Annotated in this window: 26 protein-coding genes and 1 riboswitch; of the genes, 16 read left to right on the top strand and 10 right to left on the bottom strand. The window is 35.1% G+C overall.

What is annotated here, in order from left to right:
• Nucleotides 1-7: 7 nt before the first annotated feature.
• From AADH04_RS14730 to AADH04_RS14765, 8 genes are all read left to right on the top strand, one after another.
• Entirely contained in the window at nucleotides 8-1,636 is a 1,629-nt protein-coding gene (locus tag AADH04_RS14730) for a hypothetical protein (RefSeq protein ID WP_434778030.1), read from the top strand.
• 24 nt (nucleotides 1,637-1,660) lie between these two features.
• The gene (gene serS, locus AADH04_RS14735) at nucleotides 1,661-2,947 is read left to right on the top strand and encodes a serine--tRNA ligase (RefSeq protein WP_434778031.1); all 1,287 of its coding nucleotides are present in this window, start codon (nucleotides 1,661-1,663) and stop codon (nucleotides 2,945-2,947) included.
• A gap of 52 nt (nucleotides 2,948-2,999) precedes the next feature.
• Nucleotides 3,000-3,872 (top strand): acetylglutamate kinase, encoded by an 873-nt coding sequence (gene argB, locus AADH04_RS14740; RefSeq protein WP_434778032.1) that lies wholly within the window; start codon nucleotides 3,000-3,002, stop codon nucleotides 3,870-3,872.
• Between the two features lie 111 nt (nucleotides 3,873-3,983).
• Nucleotides 3,984-5,153: a hypothetical protein gene (locus AADH04_RS14745; RefSeq protein ID WP_434778033.1), complete on the top strand. Its 1,170-nt coding sequence runs from the start codon at nucleotides 3,984-3,986 to the stop codon at nucleotides 5,151-5,153.
• Nucleotides 5,154-5,562: 409 nt separating this feature from the next.
• Entirely contained in the window at nucleotides 5,563-6,306 is a 744-nt protein-coding gene (locus AADH04_RS14750) for a MipA/OmpV family protein (protein WP_434778034.1), read from the top strand.
• A 130-nt stretch (nucleotides 6,307-6,436) separates the two neighbouring features.
• On the top strand, nucleotides 6,437-7,831 hold the full coding sequence (locus AADH04_RS14755; protein ID WP_434778035.1) for an aspartate aminotransferase family protein: 1,395 nt from the start codon (nucleotides 6,437-6,439) through the stop codon (nucleotides 7,829-7,831).
• 64 nt (nucleotides 7,832-7,895) lie between these two features.
• Nucleotides 7,896-8,918, top strand: a complete 1,023-nt coding sequence (locus AADH04_RS14760; RefSeq protein ID WP_434778036.1) for a GNAT family N-acetyltransferase — start codon at nucleotides 7,896-7,898, stop codon at nucleotides 8,916-8,918.
• Entirely contained in the window at nucleotides 8,911-9,783 is an 873-nt protein-coding gene (locus AADH04_RS14765; protein WP_434778037.1) for an arginase family protein, read from the top strand. Before AADH04_RS14760 ends, AADH04_RS14765 begins: the two co-directional genes overlap by 8 nt.
• Here the strand turns inward: AADH04_RS14765 and AADH04_RS14770 are convergent.
• From AADH04_RS14770 to AADH04_RS14790, 5 genes are read right to left on the bottom strand one after another with little or no spacing between them, the layout of a single operon-like run.
• Nucleotides 9,753-10,979, bottom strand: coding sequence for a DegT/DnrJ/EryC1/StrS family aminotransferase (locus tag AADH04_RS14770; protein ID WP_434778038.1), 1,227 nt, complete (start codon nucleotides 10,977-10,979; stop codon nucleotides 9,753-9,755). The genes AADH04_RS14765 and AADH04_RS14770 overlap by 31 nt on opposite strands.
• Nucleotides 10,980-10,994: 15 nt before the next feature.
• The gene (locus tag AADH04_RS14775; RefSeq protein ID WP_434778039.1) at nucleotides 10,995-11,384 is read right to left on the bottom strand and encodes a DMT family transporter; all 390 of its coding nucleotides are present in this window, start codon (nucleotides 11,382-11,384) and stop codon (nucleotides 10,995-10,997) included.
• Nucleotides 11,384-11,749 (bottom strand): EamA family transporter, encoded by a 366-nt coding sequence (locus AADH04_RS14780; protein ID WP_434778040.1) that lies wholly within the window; start codon nucleotides 11,747-11,749, stop codon nucleotides 11,384-11,386. The genes AADH04_RS14775 and AADH04_RS14780 overlap by 1 nt, the downstream gene beginning before the upstream one ends.
• Nucleotides 11,742-12,593: an alpha/beta hydrolase gene (locus tag AADH04_RS14785; protein ID WP_434778041.1), complete on the bottom strand. Its 852-nt coding sequence runs from the start codon at nucleotides 12,591-12,593 to the stop codon at nucleotides 11,742-11,744. Before AADH04_RS14785 ends, AADH04_RS14780 begins: the two co-directional genes overlap by 8 nt.
• A 24-nt stretch (nucleotides 12,594-12,617) precedes the next feature.
• Nucleotides 12,618-13,331, bottom strand: a complete 714-nt coding sequence (locus AADH04_RS14790) for an MtnX-like HAD-IB family phosphatase (RefSeq protein ID WP_434778042.1) — start codon at nucleotides 13,329-13,331, stop codon at nucleotides 12,618-12,620.
• A gap of 203 nt (nucleotides 13,332-13,534) precedes the next feature.
• On the opposite strand from AADH04_RS14790, the gene AADH04_RS14795 reads away from it, so the two are divergent.
• Nucleotides 13,535-14,248, top strand: coding sequence for a winged helix-turn-helix domain-containing protein (locus AADH04_RS14795; protein WP_434778043.1), 714 nt, complete (start codon nucleotides 13,535-13,537; stop codon nucleotides 14,246-14,248).
• 17 nt (nucleotides 14,249-14,265) lie between these two features.
• The gene (locus AADH04_RS14800; protein WP_434778044.1) at nucleotides 14,266-15,603 is read left to right on the top strand and encodes an ATP-binding protein; all 1,338 of its coding nucleotides are present in this window, start codon (nucleotides 14,266-14,268) and stop codon (nucleotides 15,601-15,603) included.
• Between the two features lie 63 nt (nucleotides 15,604-15,666).
• On the opposite strand, the gene AADH04_RS14805 is transcribed toward AADH04_RS14800, so the two are convergent.
• The 3 genes from AADH04_RS14805 to AADH04_RS14815 form a co-directional block, all read right to left on the bottom strand.
• Nucleotides 15,667-16,389 carry a carbonic anhydrase gene (locus AADH04_RS14805; RefSeq protein WP_434778045.1) on the bottom strand — a complete coding sequence of 241 codons (723 nt, stop codon included), beginning with the start codon at nucleotides 16,387-16,389 and terminating at the stop codon, nucleotides 15,667-15,669.
• Between the two features lie 456 nt (nucleotides 16,390-16,845).
• The gene (locus AADH04_RS14810; RefSeq protein WP_434778046.1) at nucleotides 16,846-17,145 is read right to left on the bottom strand and encodes a hypothetical protein; all 300 of its coding nucleotides are present in this window, start codon (nucleotides 17,143-17,145) and stop codon (nucleotides 16,846-16,848) included.
• A 60-nt stretch (nucleotides 17,146-17,205) separates the two neighbouring features.
• Entirely contained in the window at nucleotides 17,206-18,024 is an 819-nt protein-coding gene (locus tag AADH04_RS14815) for a TOBE domain-containing protein (RefSeq protein WP_434778047.1), read from the bottom strand.
• A 184-nt stretch (nucleotides 18,025-18,208) separates the two neighbouring features.
• On the opposite strand from AADH04_RS14815, the gene modA reads away from it, so the two are divergent.
• The 4 genes from modA (at nucleotide 18,209) to rsgA (ending at nucleotide 21,641) form a co-directional block, all read left to right on the top strand.
• Nucleotides 18,209-18,973 carry a molybdate ABC transporter substrate-binding protein gene (gene modA, locus AADH04_RS14820; RefSeq protein ID WP_434778048.1) on the top strand — a complete coding sequence of 255 codons (765 nt, stop codon included), beginning with the start codon at nucleotides 18,209-18,211 and terminating at the stop codon, nucleotides 18,971-18,973.
• A 9-nt stretch (nucleotides 18,974-18,982) separates the two neighbouring features.
• On the top strand, nucleotides 18,983-19,663 hold the full coding sequence (modB, locus tag AADH04_RS14825; RefSeq protein ID WP_434778049.1) for a molybdate ABC transporter permease subunit: 681 nt from the start codon (nucleotides 18,983-18,985) through the stop codon (nucleotides 19,661-19,663).
• Nucleotides 19,663-20,313, top strand: a complete 651-nt coding sequence (locus AADH04_RS14830) for an ABC transporter ATP-binding protein (protein WP_434778050.1) — start codon at nucleotides 19,663-19,665, stop codon at nucleotides 20,311-20,313. Before modB ends, AADH04_RS14830 begins: the two co-directional genes overlap by 1 nt.
• A gap of 257 nt (nucleotides 20,314-20,570) precedes the next feature.
• On the top strand, nucleotides 20,571-21,641 hold the full coding sequence (gene rsgA, locus AADH04_RS14835; RefSeq protein WP_434778051.1) for a ribosome small subunit-dependent GTPase A: 1,071 nt from the start codon (nucleotides 20,571-20,573) through the stop codon (nucleotides 21,639-21,641).
• A gap of 51 nt (nucleotides 21,642-21,692) precedes the next feature.
• Here the strand turns inward: rsgA and AADH04_RS14840 are convergent, their stop codons facing one another.
• Complete coding sequence (locus tag AADH04_RS14840; protein ID WP_434778052.1) at nucleotides 21,693-22,586, bottom strand: aldo/keto reductase; 894 nt, start codon at nucleotides 22,584-22,586, stop codon at nucleotides 21,693-21,695.
• 44 nt (nucleotides 22,587-22,630) lie between these two features.
• Nucleotides 22,631-23,671 (bottom strand): SMP-30/gluconolactonase/LRE family protein, encoded by a 1,041-nt coding sequence (locus tag AADH04_RS14845; RefSeq protein WP_434778053.1) that lies wholly within the window; start codon nucleotides 23,669-23,671, stop codon nucleotides 22,631-22,633.
• Between the two features lie 297 nt (nucleotides 23,672-23,968).
• On the opposite strand from AADH04_RS14845, the gene AADH04_RS14850 reads away from it, so the two are divergent.
• Together AADH04_RS14850 and AADH04_RS14855 are read left to right on the top strand one after the other, a co-directional pair.
• On the top strand, nucleotides 23,969-24,295 hold the full coding sequence (locus AADH04_RS14850) for a hypothetical protein (RefSeq protein ID WP_434778054.1): 327 nt from the start codon (nucleotides 23,969-23,971) through the stop codon (nucleotides 24,293-24,295).
• Between the two features lie 77 nt (nucleotides 24,296-24,372).
• Nucleotides 24,373-24,924: a hypothetical protein gene (locus AADH04_RS14855; protein ID WP_434778055.1), complete on the top strand. Its 552-nt coding sequence runs from the start codon at nucleotides 24,373-24,375 to the stop codon at nucleotides 24,922-24,924.
• A 224-nt stretch (nucleotides 24,925-25,148) separates the two neighbouring features.
• Nucleotides 25,149-25,316: riboswitch (cobalamin riboswitch) on the top strand.
• Nucleotides 25,317-25,381: the final 65 nt, after the last annotated feature.

Here is a 25,381-nt window from a genome sequence, read left to right on the forward strand (position 1 = left end):
CACACCAATGAATAAAGAATTACAAAATAATCCTTGCCAAAATACCCAAGCAGCCAAAGCTTTTTTAGAAGTGTATGGCCGCTCGCCGAATTTAATTGCAGAATTAAACCCACATTTAGCTACTTTAACAAAAAAAATAGACGATTACACAAATGATGAAATTGAGGCAATCCTATTATTGGATGCTTCATGCCAAGAATTCCTTGAGCTTTATTTAGAAAAGTATCTGACAACAGCCAATCAAATTCAATTTGGTTTATCTCAAAAAGAAAAACCACTGGTTGATTTCTTTAATTCAATGGCAACCATATACAGTGCGGCGTTATGCCAAGTTGCATTACGTTCTACCGTGAAGAATTTAATTGTTACCTTGGCGGGGAAAACCCTGCATCATTTAACCCAACACCTAAAATGGTTTTTGTTTGATTCATCTACACCAGATAATCAAGTTTGGTTATGTGCAAACTCAACTTATTTGCTATCAGACAAGCTTCAGTTAACGGAAGAGCCTTTTATTTTATATGAAAATACTCAAGCAACTACTTTGCAAGACTTGTTTATTATCATCAATATGTTAAGCACACTTAAACATGGTTTATTTTCACCTAAAGAAGTTGACTTTACACATCGCATATTAAAAAAATACTCAAATAGGATACATATAGCCAATGAACCTATTGAACATGTGATTTGTTACTACGTTACTATAGATCAAAATCAACCTGCTCAAGTGTACCAAAACATACCAGTAAACCAACAACAACGCTTTTGGTCCATACAACCACTTGAAGCAACTATGAATCCTTGGCGAGTTTCTGTTTTGGTTGATATCGAACCAAAAGAGTTAAAAGAGCTGTCTATTTCCTTATCAAACACTTATTTTTTGGATAAACTTTTTACTGTATGGCAAAAATCCCATATTATTGCGTCTCGCGCGAAGCGAGAATCACGTAATGATATTGTGGAATGTGTTTCTGGATTTCAGCATATTTTAAATGATCTTCAGTCTAAAGCACCCAAAAAACAAAAAACAACATTAGATAAATCCCTTTCTTTGGCGACTCTAGATGATGATGGGCGAAAATTCAATGAAATTGATGCCATTCAAGCAAAAGAACACCCCGTTATCCCTCAGTTTACAGGTAGAATGCTTAATCTAAGTAGCAGTGGTGTGGGCATGACTTTTGAAATATCTTCTCAAGATACACTCAATATTGATACCTTGATTTCATGGCAAACAATAACCAAAAACGGCGATAAAAACAAATCTGAGTTGGCGACGATTATCCGTTTACAAAAGCATGACAATGATCACTTTATTGCGGGAATGGCTCGTTTGGCACAAAACCCCGTATTTAGCCAAATTATGCCCTTGGATTCACCGGATCTACACAATCCATGGCATAAAGGGGCAAAGGTTATCCTGTGTAAAAATTTTGATGAGCAAACACCACACTATTGTATTGTTAGTACCCAAAAACCTGTATTTGACAAATCTATCTGGGCAATACAACTGAATAACCGTATTTTTAGCTTTCAACCAAATAGGCTTATTCGACAAGGAATTGGTTGGTATTTTACCCAAATTGATATTTTAGAAGAAGTTGCAAAAAAACAAAAAATTACCCCCTATTAATTATTATTTTTCAATGGTTCAATTATGTTAGACATACAGATAATTCGAAATGATATTCAACTTGTAGCAAAAAAACTGGCAAAACGAGGGTTTTCGCTAGATATTCCTTTTCTAGAAGAAATGGAAAACAAAAGAAAAGCATTACAGGTACAAACAGAATCCTTACAAGCCAAGCGTAACCAGTCTGCAAAACAAGTGGGCATCGCAAAAAGCAAGGGCGAAAATGTTGATGCGTTATTGAGTGAAGTGGCCAGTTTAGGTGATGAGCTCAAAGATGCAGAGACACAATTTAATGAAGTGCAAAAAAAACTTAATGCTTATTTACTGACCATTCCCAATTTACCTTCAGATTCTGTCCCAGAAGGAAAAGATGAGACAGAAAATATCGAAGTTCGTAAGGTTGGTGAACCTAAAGTATTTGACTTTCCAATAAAAGACCATGTTGATATTGGTGCACCATTAGGCCTAGATTTTGATACTGGAGCATTGTTATCTGGGGCGCGTTTTACTGTTTTAAAAGGCCCTATTGCACAACTTCATCGCTCATTGGCACAGTTTATGCTTAATACGCATACAGAGCAACATGGTTACACAGAGCATTACACACCTTATATTGTGAATGATAATATCCTGTATGGCACAGGCCAACTGCCTAAATTCGCAGAAGATATGTTCAAGGTCGTTAAAGGTGGTGATGACGATGCGCAAGATCAATACTTAATTTCTACATCTGAAATTACTTTAACCAATACTGTTCGTGAGCGTATTTTAAAAGAATCTGACTTGCCCATAAAAATGACCGCACACTCCCCTTGTTTCCGTTCAGAGGCTGGAGCTTATGGTAAAGACACCAGAGGACTTATTCGTCAACACCAGTTTGATAAAGTTGAAATGGTTCAAATTGTCCACCCTGAACATTCTTATGAAGCTTTAGAAGAAATGGTCAGTCATGCAGAAAATATTTTGAAAGCGCTAGAACTGCCTTATCGCGTGATCACTCTATGTACCGGTGATATGGGGTTTGGGGCAGCAAAAACATACGATTTAGAAGTTTGGGTACCCGCACAAAACACATATAGAGAAATTTCTAGCTGTTCAAATTGTGAAGATTTCCAAGCACGTAGAATGATGAGCCGATTTAAAGATACAGAGGGTAAAAATCGCTTTGTTCATACACTAAATGGCTCTGGGTTGGCTGTTGGTCGCACTTTGGTTGCCGTGCTTGAAAATTATCAAAATGCAGATGGCTCAATCACTATTCCTACAGTGTTAAGAAACTATATGGGTGGAAAAGAAAAAATTATTCCATAAACTCATCTTAGCCAGTTTTTATATTTTCTTTAATTGATACGAGAATTTAATCATGTCAGAGCTTATTCCTTCTGAAAAAGTTGCCGTTTTAGCAGAAGCATTACCCTATATTCGTCAGTTTGCTGGTTGCACAATCGTCGTAAAATATGGTGGTAATGCCATGACGGATCAGGCTTTAAAAGAAGGATTTGCTCAAGATATTGTTTTACTAAAATTAGTTGGCATCAACCCTGTTGTTGTTCACGGTGGCGGTCCTCAAATTAATGAGGCACTAGAACGAATGGGAAAAGAAGGTACTTTTGTTCAAGGGATGAGAGTCACAGACCAAGAAACCATGCAAATTGTTGAAATGGTTTTAGGAGGTTCAGTCAATAAAGAAATTGTCTCTTTGATCAATCAGAACGGAGGTAAAGCCGTTGGTATTACAGGGAAAGATGGGCATTCTATTCATGCAAAAAAAATGATGCTCAATATCCCGAATCAAGCACCTGTTGATATCGGTCAAGTTGGAGAAATAGAAAGTATTGATCCAACTTTAATTGATCTGATGACCAGTGAAGATTTTATTCCAGTCGTCGCTCCTATTGGTGTTGGCAGTAATGGAGAGGCATTTAATATCAATGCAGATTTGGTGGCAGGAAAACTAGCAGAAACATTAAAAGCCGAAAAATTGATTTTAATGACCAATACGACAGGTGTTTTGAGCCAAACAGGAGAACTGCTGACCAACTTATCGCCTCAAGATGTTGATAATTTATTTGCAGATGGTACCATTCATGGCGGTATGCTTCCTAAAATCAGCTCAGCTTTAGATGCAGCAAAAAATGGGGTCAGAAGTGTTCATATTATTGATGGTCGAGTAAAACATGCCTTGCTATTAGAAATTTTCACGAAAACAGGCGTAGGAACCATGATTCACTCTTAAAATGTTTATTTCTCATCAAACACAATATATTTATAAAGCTATATACGCTTAACTGATTGATTTCTTGAATACCCTTTTATTTTTTCAAAAAAATAAGCGAAAGACAAACAAATGAATCCACTATTGTATATTGCCAAAGGCGAACTCTTTTATAAACAAGAAAATTCGTCACAGGCCATTTGTTGTAATGCCATAGAAAATTATAAAAAAAATTTACAAGAAATTAACCAGCGAAAAGAATGGAAAACAAAGGGTACTGGAGCAGCATTTATGGGCGTGATCAACTATGATGATCATGCAGCTTATGAAAAAGAAAGAATTTTCCCATCTGATGCCATTATTTGTGAAACAAATACAATTATCTATTCTGCACTCTTACATAATGGCACTGCTATTTATTCAAAGACTCTGACAAATACAGAAGAACAAGAAGGCCTCATCCTCAGAAAAAATGATTTTAAAGTATATGAAATGGATTTTGACGCAATTAATCAGCGTTTAGCCCTATCAGTTAGTGCGCTTGGTTATGAGCGACACCTTGCTATTTTAGAGCTTGAATCTGCTGATATACACTATGTTACAGAAGGAGATTGTCACGATTGTAACCCTTCTTTTGACCCCCATAATCCAGATATTCTTTATTATGATTCCTGTGGTTTGGCTTATGATAGAGACGGAAACCTATGTGGGTTAGGCCCAAAGGGAATTTTCAGACTCAATTTAAAAACGGGTTCTTTAGATGAGATCCTATGTGATCCTAAATATGACTTTTCTAAACCCAAAATGGATACAGCGGGAAACTTATATTTCATTAAAAAACCTTATCAATCTAAAAATGAAAGCACATTTTCCATCAAAGATATCATTTTTGCCCCTGTAAAAATAACCAAAGCGATTCTAGGTTGGCTTGATTTTTTCACTCAACGTTATGCTGGAGAATCCTTAAAAACAACAACTGGCTCTCATCCTGCAAAAATGAAACAACGTTCAGAAGAAGAACTTTTTATTGAAGGCAATCTAATCAATGTAAAGAAATCATTAGAAGAAAATCAAAAAAGTGGTGAAAAATATCCAGGAATAGCGCCTAAAAGCTGGGAGCTTATAAAAATGCCCCCAAACCAAAATTTGGTTACTTTAAAAAAAGGGGTTTTAAGTTATCAATTAAAAAAAGATGGTTCCATTTTTTATTCTAATGGAAAACACTTAATTGAGATTGAATCAGCTTCTATTGAAAAATTATTATTTGAACAAGAACTTATTACCAAGATTATTTGTTCATGAATACGCAATTTTAACTATTTCCTGAAAGCTGGGCTTTTAACTGACAATCGTGTTTTTGAGTGTTATTAGGAAGATATTTGAGCACAATCATTAAAACCTGTTAAGGCCCACTCATACATTCTTCGTAATATCGCCCACATTCAAACCACCAATATAATCTTTGATCATGGTGATAATGATAAATAAAAAAATTTATAGGACAGAAAAAAACGGTATTGTGTTTTCATAATCAATATAAAATGCTATATAAAAGGTTATTATTTCACTGGACTGTGAAAGTCTTATGAAGAATACAAAAATTGATCCGTAAAGATACATAGATTTTATCCCGTTTATTCACAAACAAATTAAATAATGTCATATAATAATTACTTAAACATCAAAAAAATCAGCTGATAAGTGTCTAAAAATGTCTTATAAAAATATTCTATTCTATCTATTCTCTTTTGCCAGCATAAACCATGTTTTGGCCACTAATCTAAAAATTGGCCTAGTCACCGAAGTTGATTTTCCTGTATATAAAGACACTAAAAATGATTTAACTGTTTTGCCTCTGCTCGACTATGATAATGGCACTGTTTATATTGATGGCTTTGATATGGGGGCTTATTTATATCAGAATGATCAACATGAATTGGCCATTAATGCCAATTATCACGATAATGGCTTTCGCCCTAAAGACAGTTCCAATGAACACATGCAAAAACTTGATAAGCGCCACGAAACCATCATGTTGGGTGTTAATTATACTCATATTGCCAATTGGGGCGTTATAGATACCAGATTTAATACAGATATACTGGGTAAAAATAAAGGGTTCTTGGCAGATGTTGGGTATTTAGCTGTATTTCAAAAAAAACATTTTACCTTTGCGCCCAAAATAGGGGTAAGCTGGCATAGTAACCATTACAATAATTACTACTATGGTGTTTCTCAACAAGAATCAAAAAAAACAGGCTTTCAAAGCTATCAATCTAGGCAAAGTATCCAACCTTATTTAGAAATGAACATGAATTACCAAATATCACCTAAAGTAGATATTTTCTTTTCAGGTCGATATGAACAACTCAGAAGCCAAATAAAAAATAGCCCTATAGTAGAAAAATCATATGCGCCTTCTATCCAACTGGGTATGAAATACCAATTTCAATAACAATGTCACAATAAGTCACATAAAGTACACAAGAAGCCAATAGCGCAAATAAGCATATTTATTTCATAATCTGGTCAACTTTGTATACCCATTAAATTGGGTAACATCCCCTAGACTGGAGCCAATAATAATGATGCATCAATCAATGAATAAAGAAACAGAACAACAATTACTTGCTGATGAAGCCAAGTATTGTTCTTTTGGGGATACCGTTCACTATGTTGAGCCGCCAAAAATATTTACAGGTTGCGATGGTAGCTATATGTTTGATATTGAAGGCACGCCCTATCTTGATCTTCAAATGTGGTATTCTGCTGTTAACTTTGGCTATAAAAACACCCGCTTAAATGATGTTGTTAGAAAACAGCTGGGTATTTTACCTCAGGCAGCAAGCCAATATTTACACCCTACCAAAATTGAATTAGCCAAAACTATTGCACAAGACATGGAAAACAAATTTGGTTTACCTGGTAGAGTTCATTTTAATGTTGGTGGCTCACAATGTATTGAAGATTCTCTTAAAATCGTCCGTAATGCATGTCAAGGAAAAAGCTTAATGTTTGCTTTTGAAGGTGGCTATCATGGACGCACATTAGGTGCTTCATCTATTACATCTAGTTATCGTTATCGTCGTCGCTATGGACACTTTGGTGAAAAAGCACATTTTATTCCTTTCCCTTACCCATTTCGTCGCCCTAAAGGGATGAGTGCAGAAGAATATGGAGAACATTGTGTCAATGAATTTGCCCGTCTATTTGAAACAGAATACAACGGCGTTTGGGATCCTAAAGTTCAAGAAGCAGAATATGCTGCCTTTTATATAGAACCCATTCAAGGTACAGGTGGCTATGTTATACCACCGCGTAACTTCTTTACTGGCATCAAAAAAGTACTGGATCAATATGGTATTTTATTGGTTGTAGACGAAATACAAATGGGTTTTTATCGTACAGGGAAATTGTGGTCTATTGAACATTTTGGTGTCACCCCTGACGTTTTGGTTTTCGCAAAAGCATTAACAAATGGGATGAATCCACTTGGTGGTGTTTGGGCTAGAGAAGAGCTCATTAATCCGACTATTTTCCCACCTGGGTCAACACATTCTACTTTTGCTTCTAATCCTATTGGCACATCCCTTGGATTAGAGGTAATGCATATGTTACAAGAAACTGACTATGAAAGTATGGTTATGGCCAAGGGAGCTCATTTCTTAGAGGGTTTACAAGACTTACAAAAACGACATAAAGAAATTGGCGATGTTGATGGTTTAGGCTTGGCGTTACGAGCGGAAATTTGTACAGAAGACGGCTTCACCCCCAATAAAGCATTACTTGATAAAATGGTGGATATTGGGCTATCTGGAGACTTGGACTGGCAAGGTAAAAAGATCGGCTTAGTACTTGATGTTGGTGGCTATTATAAAAATGTCATCACTTTAGCCCCCTCTTTGCATATTTCAACAGAAGAAATTGATCAAGCTTTGGCTCTATTAGATCAATTGCTTACCCGATCAAAAAATAGCTAGATTGATCAACTAATTAATGAAATACTTAAATCAACTCGAACCTGACTCACTTATCCAAAATTTTATGTCAAATCCGCCAAAAGGGTTTGACATAAAGGATGAATGCTCAGGTTTACCTATTTTTACCACTAAATTTGATTTATTAACAACGGTTGATGATCCGATTGCTGTAAAACTTAATCGTTTACCATTTCAGCACTTTTGGAGAAAATTTTTACAGATAAAGACCTGTTTTGTTGGGACAACTGTATCAGAGTATACTTTGTTTCCTCAAGATATTTTACCAGCAAAATTAATTAATGATATTAAAAACAGTTTGGCTCATCTTTATCCATTATTGATTATCAAAGATATTCCAAAGAGCTCTCCCTTATTGGATAGTCAAGCCAATACTTTTTCAAATGACCTCATCGAGTCACTCAAGCAAGAAAACTTTATTCTTGTATCTGGGCAAGCATTAGCATGGTTGCCAATAGATTTTCAAGATATACCTGAATATCTGGCTCGTTTATCAAGTGCTAGAAGAAAGGATATGAGGCGAAAACTTAAAAAAAGCACCGAAATAAATATTCAAATATTGAAAACAGGTGATAAGTGTTTTTATGATGAACAATTTTTGAATATTTATTACAAACTGTATCTGAATGTTTATGATCAAAGCGAAATCCATTTCGATTTGCTTTCCAAAGAATTTTTTACTGCTTTATTACAAGATCGCTTCGCTCAAGGTATTGTTTTTAATTATAAGATAAACGATCAGCTTATTGGCTATAATATTTGCTATGTTGTTGAAGAAACCTTAATGGATAAATATGTAGGCTTTGATTACCCTATGGCAAGAAACTATAATTTATATTACATCAGTTGGTTTCATAATTTAAATTATGCTTTAGAGCATGGCTTGAAACGTTATATTGCAGGATGGACTGATCCAGAGATAAAAGCTTATTTAGGCGCGCAATTTACATTAACACAACATGCTGTTTATGTCAGAAATCCTGTTTTACGTACTATGTTACGCCGTATCAGTCAATATTTTGAAAAAGATCAGAACACACTTAAATCTATTGCCAAAAATCATGAATAATTTACCAGTAATACTCGATTTTGATCAAAGCGTATTTCTTCCAGAACAAACAACCATAATAGACTTACATCAATGGCAAGATGATATTCGTTTTGGTTGTATGCTTTCTACTTTTAAGTCATTCGAAACTGAGCTAAATAAAAAAATCAACGGACAAATAAAGAGCCCTATTTTCATAGGAAGTGGTGATTACCACCATATTAGTACGCTTTTAATTAAACAGTTGGCTCAACAAATAAACACACCTTTTCAGGTGGTGGTGTTTGATAACCATCCTGACAATATGCGCTTTCCCTTTGGCATACATTGTGGTTCATGGGTTGCACATATAGCAAAACTTCCTTATATCAGTCATATTCATGTAGTAGGTATTACCTCTTCTGATATTGGTTTTACCCATTTATGGGAAAATCATTTAAAACCATTATACCAAGGCAAATTAACCTATTGGTGCTTACAAACAGACACAACTTGGATAAAAAAAGTAGGGTTAAATGCAGCATATCGTCGCTTTAACACCCCAGATGAACTGATTGCCGCATTTAATCAAGAACAAGCCCTATCTTCAGAACCAACATACTTATCTATTGATAAAGATGTATTATCAGTAGACACCGTCCAAACAAACTGGGATCAAGGCTGTTTATTAGAAAGACATTTATTTGATACCATTTCCACTTTAAAACCTCGTATTGTCGGCAGTGACATCACAGGAGAGGTTTCAATATGGCATTATAAACATTGGTGGAAACGTTTTTTAAGTCAATTAGATGCACAACAAGAACCTTCACAAGCAGAATTAAAAAAGTGGCAAATGCTACAAAACCAACTGAATCAACGATTATTATCTGCATTAACAAAATAAATTTTTGATTCATTCATTATGTTTTCAATTGTTTGGCAAATTTTTTCAAATAGATCATCTGTTAGCCATAAACTGTTTGAAATGGTAAACATTCTATTGGCTAGATCCCTGGCATTACTTACAGGAGTAGAGGGAACCAATTCTTGTAAATATAAATAGTCTGGCAAGGCATGAATAAATAAACGACTCACACCCAACGGTGTTGACCATAACTCATCTAATATATGATTTCTTATTTGCTCTACTGGCACCAAAACCATGAAAAAAGGCCAAATTCCTTGTTGGTTTTGATCCTGAATCACTTTCACCTCTTTTATTTTAGATAATCTATCAAGGCGCACCATAGCCTGTTTGTTTGTATCATTTAAATACTGGGGTAATCTTGTTAAAGCATGAAAACCTGCATTTTGTCTAAATTTGCCTACTTTATGGATAGGAATTTCATCAAAAAAATCGCCAACGGCTTCAATTAAATTTTGTTTTTTTAATGCCTTACGTCTTGGGTGCCCATAGACAAAAGACAATATTTGGGGACGATAACAAAAAGAGTAACCAATAAACTCTACCGTTCGTCGAAGCTCCCAACCCAAGTTAAAATGGCTCAATTGTGCTGAAGTTTGTTTAATATGGTGTTGCAGTGAAGTATTGTGAGATGAAATTAACCCGCCTTCAAAAATACTGAGTCCTTTACCTACGGCCAAACTAAAAAACGAGACATCTGCTATCTGCCCGACATCCGCACCAAGGGCTTGTGCAGCATCCTCAATCACAAAAGCGCCATGCTGTTGTGCGATATTTTTTGCTTTAGCGACATCAACAACACGTCCGCCTAAATGGGTTGGTACAATCGCTAAGGTATGTTCATTAACCAGATTGGCAAGATGATCAAAATCAAAATCTATGTTTTCATAAGCGAGATCACATATTTTTATTTGCAAATTGCATTTTTTTATAGCCAAAACCATTAGAGGACAGGTATAAGCAGGAATAATGACTTCTTTTCGATTAGGTTCGAGCTTTTTTAAAGCCATTAAAATAATGATAAAAGCGGCTGTACCAGAGCACTCTAGTTGAAAAAAAGGCAAGTTGAAATAAAGGCTTGCTCTATCAACTAAACTACCTTTATCAAAAGAGATAAGATCAGTCAAAAAAGGGGGTAAACCAGCAGTTGGGGGAATTTCACGTTGAAAAGCCATACATTAATTAGCCTGTTAATGGCTTACTCCTGAGGTAATATTTTTTTCAGCAATGGCTAGAAACAAGATACCAGAGACAATTAGTGTCGCACCGATTAACTTTGAAGGTGTAATTTCTTCATTAAATAACCATACTGAAGCAATCATAACGGTAATCACTTCCATATGGGCTGCCGCAAATGCTGGACCAACAGGCGCTTTTTTTAATAAAGTCATCCAAGTAAAAAACGCACCGATATAACCTAAAATAGCGGTATAGACCCAGTGATTCGTGAATACACGTTCAATCCATTGCCAAGTAAACTCTAAAGGCTGAGCATCTATTGCGGTAAATTTAAAACTTGTCTGCCCTATTGTATCAAACAATAATAGTAGCCCAAAACCAATAATATAAAAGCGTTTCACTAACCTACTCCTACTACAGCAACACCTGCTGTGACGCATAAAATGCCTACAACACGCATAGGTGTGAGTTTTTCATTAAATAGAATTCGACCAACAATCATAATGGCAATAATATTAACTGATCCCAACAATATACCTTCGGATAATGGGACTAATGTTAAAAAGGCTAACCATAACAAGAACTCTATAAGATAAGAGGCAATACCAACCCAAAGCCATGGTTGACGACATAAACCATACCAGTAAGAAAGAATGCTTTTATTCGGGGCTGTAGTGGGTTTAGTTGCAGCATATTTAAACGCAATTTGTCCTAAAGTATCAAAACTGATATTGGCAATCCATAATATAATGATTAAGTTATTCATTAATAGATTCCTGTTTAGGGAAGTGACCATTGACAATATTTTGAAAAAAAGTAACAGATTGTTGAATGACTTCTTTACGTTGCCGATCAATTGTAATTAAGTGATAGCTGTCATCTAAAGCGATAAATTGAGTTGGGCCACTCACATTTTTTTCAATTACACGTGCATTTGTCTCAATATCTGCCACATCATCGTGACTTGAATGCATAATCAAACAAGGTGCTGTAACACGATTTAATTGCTGGCGTAAATTTTTTGCTAAATACTGCATTTGAGCCAAAGCTGGATAAGGGTTTCCAGCCAATCCAGCGGAGGCACTGTCACCATCTAACATACTAGCAGAGACAGCAGCTCGAATAGAAACGTCTTTTAAACCATATGGAGGCTGCTCAATAAAAGTTTTATCTTGGAAAATACCCAAACGCTCAAACCAAGTAAGCAGAAAAAACAGATGTTTTGCATACTTGGGCATACTCCAGCCATCATAACGGAAAGTTGGTCCATATGCTGCCACACCATGAACCCATTCTGGTTTTTCTGCGGCCAATTTTAAAGATAGCAAAGCGCCCATTGAAAGCCCAGCAACAAAAAAATGATCGACTTGTTTTTGTAAAAACTCTGCCGCTTCGGTAACACTTTCATACCATTGTTGCCAATTTGTCTGACAAAGGTCTTGTTCATCACCACAATGTCCAGCTAATTGCATTGCATATACAGTAAAGCCCGCTTTATGAAGCCCTTTGGCAAGAATACGCATTTCATTAGGTGTACCTGTTAGACCATGTATCAATAACACACCACTATTATTTATGCCTGGCAAGAAAAAACTGACATCTTTAATCATAAACATCACCTGACACTCTAAAACTTATTCTAAACATTCTGCTTTTTGCTCTTCTAAAATAAAAATATCTGGCCGTAAGGTAGGCAGTAAATCAACGATATCTAAAAAATTTTGAATGGGGTGATATGAAATCATCTGCTTTTGACAATAATCAATGAGTTTGTCTTTTGCAAAGACTATATCCGCATGATGGGAAACGCAGAAATCAGAACTGCCATCCCCTACATAATAAACTTGGTTATATTTTTGCCGTACTGAAGCGAGATGTGCACATTTACAATGTCCACTTTTCTTTTTACAAAGATCATTTGCGTACGGAAAGGTTAAACACCATTTTCCATCATCATTTAAAGTTAAATGGTTAGCAAAAATAGAAAGTTCTGTTAAATGATTGTTTTGTAAAATTCGTGAGATGGCATAATCTAAACCGTCACTGACAATATGAACAGGAATTTGAAAATGTCCCATCATGTTAAGAAACGTTGCAAATACTGGGTCAAGTTGAATTTGATCCAAGCAAGTATTTACTTGCTCAATGTTTGCGTCTAATAAAGCAATCTGCCCTTCCATACACTCTTTTGAACCAATAGCACCAGATAGCCAAGCCTCTTCTAATGCTTCGCAACCAACTTGCCCAAAATTCTGTAATAAGGTATCGGTAACATCTTTAAAACTAATTGTGCCATCAAAATCACATAAAAAAATGCAGTCATTTCGCTGATGTAATTGATTAATCATTTTTATTTCATAATTTTAATTAATATATCGTTCATTATTCTATAAAATAACAATTAAAATTGTTAAATTGTGTGTTGTTTATGTAACCATTAATTTGATTGAATATTTTTTCCACTATTTCTGATAAAAGTAGTTTGATTTAAAGGCATTTTCTGTGTGCTATACTTAACAGATAGTCACCACATAGAATAAATGGTTTTTTAATGACTGATCGCATTTTAATTATTGAAGATGATGAACGCTTAGCTCAATTAATTAAGGAATATCTACTAAAACATAATTTTGATGTTTCTTATCACAACAGAGGAGATAATGCTGAGCATATGATTATTAACTCTTCCCCCGATTTACTGATTCTAGATGTGATGCTCCCAGGAAAATCAGGGTTTGATATTTGTCGAGATGTACGCCCTTATTTTTCTGGGAAAATATTAATTTTAACGGCAAGTGAAGATAATATTGATGAAATTATCGGGTTAGAACTAGGGGCAGATGATTATTTAACTAAGCCTGTTGAGCCACGCCGTTTATTGGCCAGAATTAGAGCATTATTACGTCGAAAACAAACAGATCCTCTGTTGGTCAATCAAAATAATTCAGTGGCTCAAACACCTCCTTTAATATTGGGGTCTTTACATATTGACCCGAATAAACGCTGTGTGACATTGAATGAGCAAACCTTAGACTTCACAACAGCAGAATTTGATTTACTATGGTTGTTAGCCAGCAATATGGGTAAAATTCTTTCTCGTGATGATATTTTAGAGTCTTTAAGAGGCATAAGCTTTGATGGGTTAGATCGCTCAATAGATGCTAGAATTTCTCGCCTCAGAAAAAAATTACACGACCATCCAGAACACCCTAAGTGGGTAAAAACAATCAGAGGAAAGGGGTATCTGTTCACACAAGAAGAATAGAACCTAGAGCCAATCATATGAAATTAAGATCAAAAAAATGGTCTTTGTTGCCAAGAGTCATAGGCTACCTTACGATCATTTTATTAACCCAAAGTCTTATAGCCTACGGCGCTTTACTGCTTTTTGCTTCGCTTCCACAAGAGTTTACTGGCCTAGCTGAAGACTATAAAGTTTTTCATGACACTTATCGTGGCACTGCCACTTTGATTAGCGAACAGCTCACTGGTGACCCTTCATTGGATCAACAAGTTATCAGAGCACTTCAACCTAAATTTAGCTATCCTCTTCAATTGACACCTATTGATCAAACATTACCAGAGCAAATTTTGCAGCAATTTAAAACCGATGACCTAGCTTTTGATGACAAACAAAATATTATTTATGTTTATTATGGATCTCCTAATCAAGTATTACAAATGGGGCCTGTTCTTGATAATGATATTTTAGATGCTAGCTTATCGGTCTGGTTTCCCTTTTTATTGATTTGGTCTGTTATTAGTGCGGTTGTTTTTCTGTGCCTTTTATCTTTCGCTTTTTTACCATTATGGCATGATGCGATTTCTTTGAGAAACACAGCTGAACAATTGGCTTCAGGCAATTTAAATAGTAGAGCAGCAAATGCACAAAGTTGGCTTTTCAAACCTTTATCGAATGTTTTAAACGATATGGCCATCAAAGTTGAGCAATTGGTAAAAAACAGCAAAACAATCTCTCATGCCATGGCTCATGAATTGCGCACACCAATAAGTCGTTTAAGATTTGGTTTAACCATGTTATCTGAGGCTGAAAACATTGAAGACCAACAAAGACAGTTAAACGGTATTAATATGGATATACAGGAATTAGAATCGTTAATTAATACAAGTTTAAATTTTTTTCAAATGCAACAGAAAAAAATGACCATGACAAAAACTTTGACCAATTTAAAACAGTGGAGCGAATCCCTTTATTATTCATTAAAATCATTTCAACCCTCTACTGTCACACTTTCCAGAAATATTGAAGACAATCAAGTTTATATTGATACATCAATAGTGAATATAGCAGTAAACAATTTACTTTTAAATGCATTTAAGTATGCAAATAGTAAAATAGAGCTAAATATATACCTTCAAAACGATATCCTTATTATTGAAGTTAGCGATGATGGACCAGGCATTTTAGAAGGACATTACGAAGAAGTTTTTATGCCCTTTTCTCGATTAGACAATAGCCGAACCCGTCAAACAGGTGGCTATGGTCTTGGTTTAGCTTATGTCAAACTGATTGCCGAACAACACCATGGATCTATTTATGTTGAACGTAGTCAATACGGTGGGGCAAAGTTTATTCTTCAGATATCTGTAAGTCAATAAAAACAAATGGGTCTGTAATCATCCAAACCCATTTTCTTGACTAGATTTTATTATATATCCAAATTACTCAATGATCGTTCTGCCATGCAATGGTTGCACTGGACGATTATTGTGATGATGCATCATATCTGCAAATTGTTTAATCTGTTGTGCCGATGCTGTTATTGGATGTTTTAATACCAACCAACGAACACCTTCTAAACAAGGTGGGGTTGTAAGTGAACCAGTAAAGCGATAATAACTTAAATCGGCTGGAAACAAGTTTTTCAACGTTAATATTTGCCCTAAATTAGCTTCTTTCCCCTCTTCTTTTGGCGAGCTTTGTAGCAATTTTTTTAACTCAATATTTTCTGCCCCTACTTTATACATAACAGCAATAACCGCTATTTCTCCATCCTCATTCTTATGAACAAAATGCGCCTCCATTGGGAATGAGTTTCCTTCTATCGTATTTTCACTTGGGGTATGAAAATGAAACTGTTGTAATGTGAATTTTTCGCTATCTAAAGTAAATATATCACCACCGTTATCATTAACTTGTAGCGTATGACCATTATTAATTTCTGTAACAGAAACTTGGGAAAAAGTCAGCTGTAAAGGTTTGGTATGTATTTTTTGTGTATTTGTTATATTCACCGGTGATTGATTCATACCATTCTTGCATAAATTAAACTCTGAAGAGATATCGCCCCAATGCTCTGGAGAGGATTCTCCCTCATAAGACCAAGCTGGATGTTCACTGGCTAAAACATTTGTGCTACCAATTAGCAGTAATATTAAAAACATAAAGTTTTTCATTTTATGATGTCCATAATAAAAATATTAATAATGTTTAACGTAATTAAAATAGAGTTACATTGAAAATTTTACCCCTTGCAATCCATATATGTAAATTATTATATAATAAATAATTTATTTAAAATCATTTAAAAATATAGTGAACAATAGTGAGTAAATATTATTCTAATAATGACTACAATTAGTTATCGAATAGCAGAAGAAAAAAGAAAATATTTCTAATGTAAACTCATGAAAAAAAAGAATAAGTAATGCAAGAAGACAGGATATTATCATCAGAAAAACTGGTTAATTCTAAAATAAAATCTTTCAAAATGAACCAGCTAATGACCAATTACTTCCACTGAACCTCAAGTTATTTGCACTTGTGTATAAGCACACCTCAGGTAGAAATATTAAGCTTAGATTGGTTACCGATTCCCACATCACACACCATTGACTTGGCTATTGTTCTTGATTCAGCCTTGCTTTAAAGTGTTCTACAATTGACTGTGCTTCTTCACAATATTTTACTTGTTGATCAGTGCTTAAGCCTTTTACATATTGTTGGACAAACTTGGTATTATCTCTGAGTTCTTCTCTTATCGTTACCAAATCAGTATTATTTTCAGTTCGAGCCTCTTCTATAGATTGGTTTAAATCTTTGATTACTTGATTAAAATACTGTTCACATTGTGGGGCGAGATCAGCAACTGCTAATGGGCTGAACATTAAAATGGTGATGCTCAATAAAACTCTTTTCATATAAATATATGTCCTGTTTATTTTAAGAATAAATCATTCTACAATTTTGCTTTTATTGTTTTAAACAGTTTGAACCCCTAAAATCACACTGGATGCTTTAAAAATAGCCATAGCCTGTTGGCCAATGGTTAAATTAAGATTAGAGCAACTCTCATTAGTGATAATCACGGCAATAGAAATACCATGACTCAAATCCAAAACGACTTCAGAATTAATAGCACCAACTTGTATACGAGAAACAATGCCTGACAAATTATTTCTTGCTGAAAATTGAACGTTGTCACATTGATTTACGTCAGTTATTAAAATAATTGATGATGATTTGATTAAGGCAATAACTGAAGAGCCTATTTTCAAACCCAGTTTTTCAGTACTTTCATGAGTAATCACAGCAACGATTTTTTGTGTTTCAATTTCTGAAATCGTTAATTCAACTTCATCATTAATTGCACCACGTTTAATGGCGATTATTTTCCCATAAAATTGATTTCGAGCACTTGTTTTCATATTCATTCTTTCAATAAGCAAATAATCTTCGGTAATATTTTCTGCTTGCTGTTTCAAGCTTTGTAAAAAACGATTGTGCTCTTGTTCAATCAACCTAAAATTTTTAATCAATTGTTTGCCTCTTTGGGTTAATTGTGTTCCGCCACCGCCTTTTCCCCCACTAACCCGTTCAACTAAAGGCTCAATTGATAAATTATTCATTGTTTCAATAATATCCCAAGCTGTTTTATAACTTATTTGTGCAGCTTTTGCCGCTTGAGTAATAGAGCCATACTCTGCTATTTTTTCTAACAAAATAATATGATTACTTCCCCCTAGTTTTTGTTCATTAGAGGTAACCCAAATAGAACCATGTAATTGAATATTATTCATCTTTATTCACGAAAAAAAATCGATACATTATAAATTTGATGCTATTTAAAGTATAACAAATAAAATGATGCTCTAGAGCCTACTGAGTAACTAAGTGATGACCTAATTATTTTGGCTGATTTACCACCGTAATATAATAAGCTATATTACGGTGAATATATTTAAGTAAATTTAGGGTAACAATATGAAAAACATTAAATTAATTAAAGTTATTCTAGGCTCTATGTTATTTATCTTGCTACAAACCTCATCATTTGCTGAAGAAATCACTGTTTCAGCTGCAGCAAGCTTAACCGATTCATTTAAAGAAATCGTCAAAAATTACGAAGCCAAACATCCAAATAGTAAAGTACTATTAAATTTCGGGGCATCAGGCAGTTTATTACAACAAATTGATAAAGGTGCCCCTGTCGATATCTTTGCCAGTGCAGATCAAGACACAATGAACCAAGCACAAAATAAAAAGCTGATTGCGCTCAATACCCGTGTTAATTTTGTCAAAAATAGCTTAGTTGTGATTGTACCGATGAAAAGCAATTTAACAATTAATCACTTATCAGATTTACAAAAAGGTAATATAAAAAGAATTGCATTAGGTAACCCTGCCAGTGTACCTGTGGGACGTTATTCTAAAACAGCACTAGAAAAAAATAATGCTTGGGTCGGTATTCAAGATAAAGTGATTCATACTCAAAATGTACGACAGTCTTTAGACTATGTAGCCAGAGGAGAAGTTGATGCGGGGTTTGTTTATGGAACCGATGCCAATATAATGAAAGATAAAGTAAAAGTAATTTACACTGTTGCCTTAGACACACCAATTACTTATCCTATTGCCCAAATTAGTCGAAGTAAAAATAAAAATGAAGCCAATCGCTTTATCAATTATGTACTTTCTACTGAGGGGCAAACTGTACTCAAAAAATATGGCTTTGTTAAACCAAACTAAGTTAATCATATGAGCACTTGGTATCCACTTTATTTATCCATTAAGGTTGCATTTTGGGCAACCTTAATTAACAGCATTTTAGGTGTTGGACTTGGTTTATTTTTAGCTCGATCCAAATGGCTTGGAACCAATTTAATTGACACAATATGTACCCTACCAATGGTTTTACCCCCAACTGTCTTGGGTTACTACTTATTGGTTTTATTAGGTAGCCAAGGAAGCTTAGGTAATTGGTTACAAGACACTTTTGATATCAATTTAATTTTTACCGTACAAGGTGCCATTATTGCGGCTTCTATCGTGACTTTTCCTTTAATTTTCAAACCCGCCAGAGCTGCTTTTGAGTCAATTGATCGGCAATTAGAACAAGTTGGTCGTGTGCTGACAATATCAGAAATCAGTATTTTTTTTAGGGTAACACTTCCTTTAGCGTGGCGAGGCATATTTTCGGGTATTTTATTGGGTTTTATCAGGGCATTAGGAGAATTCGGTGCAACATTAATGGTCGCTGGTAGTATTCCAGGAAAAACGCAGACTTTATCTATTGCCATTTATGAGGCCGTTCAAGCAGGGCAAGATGATCTTGCTAATAAATTAGTATTGGTTATTTCAATAAGCTGTATTTTGATTTTATTATTTATTAACTGGTTGTCTTCTGGTGTAAACGGTAATGTACAGGAGAAAAACTGATGATTTTTGATATAGCTATCAAAAAAACACTAAAATCAAAAAAAAGCTCTTTTACATTGGATGTGCAATTTTGCTCAAATAATCAGTGTATTACCCTATTTGGCCCTTCTGGTATAGGCAAAAGCTTAACAATGAAAGCCATTGCAGGTCTCTTAACACCAGACTCAGGGCATATTCACATTGAAAAAATTCCCTTTTTTGATCATAAAAAAAATATTTGCTTACCCACACAAAAAAGAAAAGTGGCTTATTTATTTCAAAACTATGCTTTATTTCCCCATTTAACCGTTGAACAAAATGTTGGTTTTAGTTTAACAAAAGGTATTTTGAACTCAGTCAAAAAAGCCAATAAGGAAAAAGTCTATTTTTGGCTAGAAAAATTTCATATTGCTCATTTGGGTAAGTTATATCCATATGCTTTATCAGGAGGACAGCAACAACGGGTTGCTCTAGCTAGAGCTGTGATTTCTCAACCTAATATTCTTCTGTTAGATGAACCCTTTTCTGCCTTAGATAAACCATTAAGAAAAGAAATGAGAGAAGAGATTAAACAATTACAACAAGAGCTCAATATCCCTATGTTGCTTATCTCTCACGATGAGGAAGATATTGTATCAATGGGTGGAGAAGCCTTTTATTTACCACAATAACTATCAGTGAATAATCTAAAGAATGACTCATATATACAAAATATATGATCAATATCATTGTTTTAAATCAGAAAATACACTCGTTTACCCCATGATACAATAAGAAAAAGGTATGATAAGCATTATTGAGCAATAAAAGGAGAAAGATATGTATCAGGATATTGTAACAACCTTCACTTTTGAAATATTGATGGAGGAAATTACAGCTAAAAAATAAGCTTTTTTCCTCCAAAAGATAAATTAATTTGGAGGTTGAAATGTCTCATCAAAATTTACGTTATTACGGATTATCATCTTGCTTTGAACAAGAGGCTTTGTTGTATCCACACTTATATTTAGCAAGAGTTACAGAACAGCACCGCACGCTATATACAGTTGTTACTGAAAAAGGTGAAAAACAAGCCTCAGTATCTGGTAAATTTATTTATCAGGCTTACGATAACACTGTTTTTCCAGTTGTAGGTGATTGGGTCATGGTCAGCCAGTTAGATAATACAGAACAACCTATTGTGATTGAGCATGTTTTACAGCGAAAAAGTGTATTCGAACGCAAAGCAGCAGGCACCCAACATGCAACTCAAGTTATTGTTGCAAACATTGACTATATTTTCATATGTATGTCATTAAACAATGATTATAATCTTCGCCGTTTGGAGCGTTATCTCTCCATTGCTTGGCAAAGTTCAGCCACACCTATCATTATACTGACGAAGTCAGACCTTTGTTCAGACATATTAAGTAAACTGGCACAAATAGAAACGATTAGTGTAGGCACAGATATTTTAATTGTTTCAATGATGGATACTGATATACATGATAAATTTTCACCTTATTTACATCAGGGAAAATCGGTTGTTTTTTTAGGCTCATCAGGTGTTGGAAAATCGTCATTAGTCAATCGCTTGCTTGGAAAAGATGTATTGCTTACCCAAGAAATAGGCAATGACGACTCTGGTCGGCACACAACAACCAAGAGACAACTATTTGTATTGCCTTCAGGTGGTATTGTGATTGATACGCCAGGAATGCGTGAGTTACAACTGGATACAGGTAACCTAACTAAAGCCTTTGAGGATGTTGAACAATTGTCTTTTTTGTGTAAATTTAGAAATTGTACCCATACAAATGAGCATGAATGTGCAGTTCAACAAGCCATTACTCATGGTAACTTATCAGAAGGACGGTTAGAAAATTACCGAAAACTGGTCAAAGAAACTCAATACGCTGGTTTAAATGCAAAACAGTTGGAACAAGCAAAAGTGAACAATATGTTTGGTAGTATAGGCGCATACAAAAAAATGCGCCGCCAGATGAAAAATAAACGTTAGCAAATGTGTTTTTTATTCACTTCTTTTAAAGGGGCATTTAGCCCCTTTTCTCTATACAATATCTAAATGCATTTTATGGGTTGGAGGGGTAAAAACCTGATCTAATTGTGCTAACTCATCCATCGTTAATTCAATTGCACTGGACTGGGCATTTTCTATAACATGTTTGGTTGTTGTCGCTTTAGGAATAGCAATAACATCACCAGAACGAATACACCAAGCAAGTAATAACTGGGCGATCGTACAATCATGTGTCTTAGCTAATGCCATTACCGTTTTATTGATCATTAATTCGCGCCTTAAACTGCCACCTTGAGCGATTGGGCAATAAGCCATAATAGGCAAATGATGTTCACGACACCAAGGCAGCAAATCGTATTCAATGCCTCTTGAGCCTAAATGATACAACACTTGATTAACTGTGCAGTTTTTACCATAAGGCTCTTGCCATAATTCTTGCATATCATCTGTATCTAAATTTGACACGCCCCAACGTTTAATCTTACCTTGTTGCACCAATTGTTCCATAACATAGGCCGTTTCTTCCAAAGGCACATTCCCTCGCCAATGCAATAAATAAAGGTCTAAATAATCTGTCTTCAACCGTTTTAGTGAAGTCTCACATGCTTTAATGGCGTTTTTTTGATCAGCATTATGGGGATACACTTTTGAAACCAAAAAAACTTGCTCACGAATCCCCTGCAAAGCCTCCCCTAATAACAATTCTGCACCACCTGATCCATACATTTCGGCTGTATCAATTAAGGTCATACCCAATTCAACCCCTAAACGTAAAGAAGCAATTTCTTGCTTAGCTAACGCTGGGTTTTCTCCCATAAACCATGTGCCCTGCCCAATGGCAGGTACAGTTGTACCATCAGGCAGCTGTACTTGATGTTTTAAATTATTAGCCCTAATTTGGTCTTTATGGATGTTTAAAGTCATTTAATTGCCCTTTTATTTAATTAAAGCTCATTTAATAAAAAATTTCAATGACTGTTTAAATCATTGGTTGCGCCTTGCACGTTGACATACAATGAATAAATAGAAGTGGACGAAGCCATAAATAAACGATTCCGACTCTGTCCGCCAAAACAAACATTGGCACATCGCTCTGGCAAGTGAATCATCCCAATGGCTTTACCTTTGTTGTTGAAAATACGGACACCATCAAGTTCTGGTGTTCCCATACCCCAACCACACCATAAGTTACCATCCACATCGCAGGCTATACCATCTGCGGTTCCTGAACCGCAATCAACATGCACACGACGATTAGCCAGTTTTGTTCCTTCCATCACATCATATGCCAAAATCAATCTATTTGGCTTGGCACGCCCTTCGACCAAATATAAGATTTTTTCATCTGGTGAAAAACATAAACCGTTAGGCCCTTTAATATTTTCTGCCACAATGGTTAACTCTTTTTTTTCTGGATCAAGACGATATACATTTTGCGGCAACTCTGGCTTGGCAAAATGTCCTTCATAAAAACCAGAAATACCAAACGGTGGATCAGAAAACCAAATAGAGCCATCTGACTTAACAATGATATCATTAGGGGAATTAAACGGTTTATCTTGATAGCGATCAGCCAACACGGTGATACGTCCATCATGTTCAGTACGGGTTACTTGGCGTGTATCATGCTCACAACTGATCAAACGACCCTGTTTATCTCGAGCATGGCCATTAGCAAAATTACTGGGCTGACGAAAAACGCTGGTTTGCCCTGTCACTTCATCCCATTTCATAATGGCATTATTAGGGATATCACTCCATAACAGAAAACGAAAATCACCAAACCAAACAGGCCCTTCAGCCCAACGTTGCCCAGAGACAATCTGCTCTATTTTTGCCGCAGCCAATTTGTACTGATCAAAACTACTGTCTAATGATTTAATTTGAGGGTCTGGGTAACGCTGAGCGGGTACCCAATCAGGTTCCCATTTTGCGATTGCCTGAGGTGCCACTGCGGCTACTGCAAGTGCACTGCTAAATTTGAGTAATCCCCTACGTGTCGTTTCCATTTAAGAGCCTCCCATTATGATAAAAAATACCAAATTTCATATAAATAGATTGTCTCTATGGCATACTCGTCACACAATGGCATTTTGCACAAAAAACAGACCTAAAAAAAAGAAAAATTTATGATAATCAACAAATTTAAAACATTGTGGTTATCTATTGTTTAACAGACAATCATTTGAATATTTCTAAAAACACCGCTCAATCTATAGAAGAACCAAACACAATCACGTATCATCAACACAGATGAATGACAAATAATCACTCATCTATATACTTGTACTGGAGAAAAAAATTTAATGGGTATGATCTTTTTAATGTTTGGCATTGTCCTTGTAGGAATAATGATTTCATCATTCCCCAAATTTGCAATAACGGTTCTGGCTCCAGGTGTATTTATTATGGTGGCACTATTTGTTTTTGATTCTCGAGAGATATTATTCGGTACAGGTGGTGACGGTTGGATTGGCCTAGGCAGATTCATTACTTGGTGTTTTGTATTCTTTGGCTGTGCAATCGGTATAGGGATTATTTCATTGGCAAGATTGAGTATCAAAGCCAGAAAAAACGGTTATAATCGCAAAAACTACCATAAATATGATAATGATGATGGCTATGATAAATAGTCATAGAGATTAACAAAATAAAAAGCGATCATTCTATGACTTTATACTAAAAAAACAAAAAAAGGGAATAAAAAACCATGCAAATAAAATGTCTTGGTTGTGAAGAGGATATCTTACAGCCCGCCTTCCTTGAAGTAAATTTACCTTGTCAAACTTGTGAAAGTTGTGGGGGAAACTGGATATTGCTAAAAGATTATCTTCAATGGAAAAATTCAATACAAGAAAAACAAACCGAACTGACCAATTTCAATATCACAGAAATTACCGACACTAAGAAAACATTGATTTGCCCAGTTACAGGTAAACTAATGTCGAAATATCGGATTTCAGCGAAAACAGATCATCGTTTGGATTTTTCGGTTTATGCTAATGCAATCTGGCTAGATAACGGTGAATGGTTGTTATTAAAACAACAAGGTTTAGCAACTGAGCTTAACCGCATTGTAACTGATGCATGGCAAAAACAGATCAGAACAATCAACTCAAAAGAGGTACTTGAACAAGAGTATCGCAAAAAAATAGGTGATGAGGATTATGAAAAAATAAAAGAGATAAGAGACTGGCTAAGCACTCACCCCCACGCAGATTTTCTTAAAGCTTTTATCATGGCAGATAAAACCAGCAAATAATATTATTGGCCACATTTGTGGGAATTTTTAACTTAACTGATTAGTCTATCTATTGATTCATTAATCACTTTGAATAGTTATTTAAATTTTCCTTAATTTTTTCAAAAATTTCTATCATTCCTTATAAATGACAAAAATTCAAATATTTAATTTTTAGTTAAGTGCTTTATAGATTCTATGAATTCGATTATTTCTTTTTAATGTTCAGGTAACAAAAACTTTGTTATAGTTATTGCACGATTGATTCAAGGGAAGTTTGTGCAAATCAAACACTGCCCCCGCAACTGTAAGTAGTGAAAGCGCCAATCAAGCCACTGATTTTTATAATTGGGAAGGCGGCAAAAGCTTGATGACCTACAAGTCAGGAGACCTATCAATCTACATCCTAACATGCTTGAGAGCGGGGACGCCTCGTGTATGAGATTACTTCTTATACTTTGAATTTTATAGAGCAATG

This window comes from Neisseria sp. Ec49-e6-T10, assembly GCF_051132615.1.
In the GTDB taxonomy this organism is placed as follows: domain Bacteria; phylum Pseudomonadota; class Gammaproteobacteria; order Burkholderiales; family Neisseriaceae.

Excerpts from the sequence above, each read along its gene's own strand:
- AADH04_RS14730 (WP_434778030.1), top strand. The coding sequence starts at position 8 with ATGAATAAAGAATTACAAAATAATCCTTGCCAAAATACCCAAGCAGCC.
- serS (WP_434778031.1), top strand. The coding sequence starts at position 1,661 with ATGTTAGACATACAGATAATTCGAAATGATATTCAACTTGTAGCAAAA.
- argB (WP_434778032.1), top strand. The coding sequence starts at position 3,000 with ATGTCAGAGCTTATTCCTTCTGAAAAAGTTGCCGTTTTAGCAGAAGCA.
- AADH04_RS14745 (WP_434778033.1), top strand. The coding sequence starts at position 3,984 with ATGAATCCACTATTGTATATTGCCAAAGGCGAACTCTTTTATAAACAA.
- AADH04_RS14750 (WP_434778034.1), top strand. The coding sequence starts at position 5,563 with ATGTCTTATAAAAATATTCTATTCTATCTATTCTCTTTTGCCAGCATA.
- AADH04_RS14755 (WP_434778035.1), top strand. The coding sequence starts at position 6,437 with ATGATGCATCAATCAATGAATAAAGAAACAGAACAACAATTACTTGCT.
- AADH04_RS14760 (WP_434778036.1), top strand. The coding sequence starts at position 7,896 with ATGTCAAATCCGCCAAAAGGGTTTGACATAAAGGATGAATGCTCAGGT.
- AADH04_RS14765 (WP_434778037.1), top strand. The coding sequence starts at position 8,911 with ATGAATAATTTACCAGTAATACTCGATTTTGATCAAAGCGTATTTCTT.
- AADH04_RS14770 (WP_434778038.1), bottom strand. The coding sequence starts at position 10,979 with ATGGCTTTTCAACGTGAAATTCCCCCAACTGCTGGTTTACCCCCTTTT.
- AADH04_RS14780 (WP_434778040.1), bottom strand. The coding sequence starts at position 11,749 with ATGAATAACTTAATCATTATATTATGGATTGCCAATATCAGTTTTGAT.
- AADH04_RS14785 (WP_434778041.1), bottom strand. The coding sequence starts at position 12,593 with ATGATTAAAGATGTCAGTTTTTTCTTGCCAGGCATAAATAATAGTGGT.
- AADH04_RS14790 (WP_434778042.1), bottom strand. The coding sequence starts at position 13,331 with ATGATTAATCAATTACATCAGCGAAATGACTGCATTTTTTTATGTGAT.
- AADH04_RS14795 (WP_434778043.1), top strand. The coding sequence starts at position 13,535 with ATGACTGATCGCATTTTAATTATTGAAGATGATGAACGCTTAGCTCAA.
- AADH04_RS14800 (WP_434778044.1), top strand. The coding sequence starts at position 14,266 with ATGAAATTAAGATCAAAAAAATGGTCTTTGTTGCCAAGAGTCATAGGC.
- AADH04_RS14805 (WP_434778045.1), bottom strand. The coding sequence starts at position 16,389 with ATGTTTTTAATATTACTGCTAATTGGTAGCACAAATGTTTTAGCCAGT.
- AADH04_RS14810 (WP_434778046.1), bottom strand. The coding sequence starts at position 17,145 with ATGAAAAGAGTTTTATTGAGCATCACCATTTTAATGTTCAGCCCATTA.
- AADH04_RS14815 (WP_434778047.1), bottom strand. The coding sequence starts at position 18,024 with ATGAATAATATTCAATTACATGGTTCTATTTGGGTTACCTCTAATGAA.
- modA (WP_434778048.1), top strand. The coding sequence starts at position 18,209 with ATGAAAAACATTAAATTAATTAAAGTTATTCTAGGCTCTATGTTATTT.
- modB (WP_434778049.1), top strand. The coding sequence starts at position 18,983 with ATGAGCACTTGGTATCCACTTTATTTATCCATTAAGGTTGCATTTTGG.
- AADH04_RS14830 (WP_434778050.1), top strand. The coding sequence starts at position 19,663 with ATGATTTTTGATATAGCTATCAAAAAAACACTAAAATCAAAAAAAAGC.
- rsgA (WP_434778051.1), top strand. The coding sequence starts at position 20,571 with ATGTCTCATCAAAATTTACGTTATTACGGATTATCATCTTGCTTTGAA.
- AADH04_RS14840 (WP_434778052.1), bottom strand. The coding sequence starts at position 22,586 with ATGACTTTAAACATCCATAAAGACCAAATTAGGGCTAATAATTTAAAA.
- AADH04_RS14845 (WP_434778053.1), bottom strand. The coding sequence starts at position 23,671 with ATGGAAACGACACGTAGGGGATTACTCAAATTTAGCAGTGCACTTGCA.
- AADH04_RS14850 (WP_434778054.1), top strand. The coding sequence starts at position 23,969 with ATGGGTATGATCTTTTTAATGTTTGGCATTGTCCTTGTAGGAATAATG.
- AADH04_RS14855 (WP_434778055.1), top strand. The coding sequence starts at position 24,373 with ATGCAAATAAAATGTCTTGGTTGTGAAGAGGATATCTTACAGCCCGCC.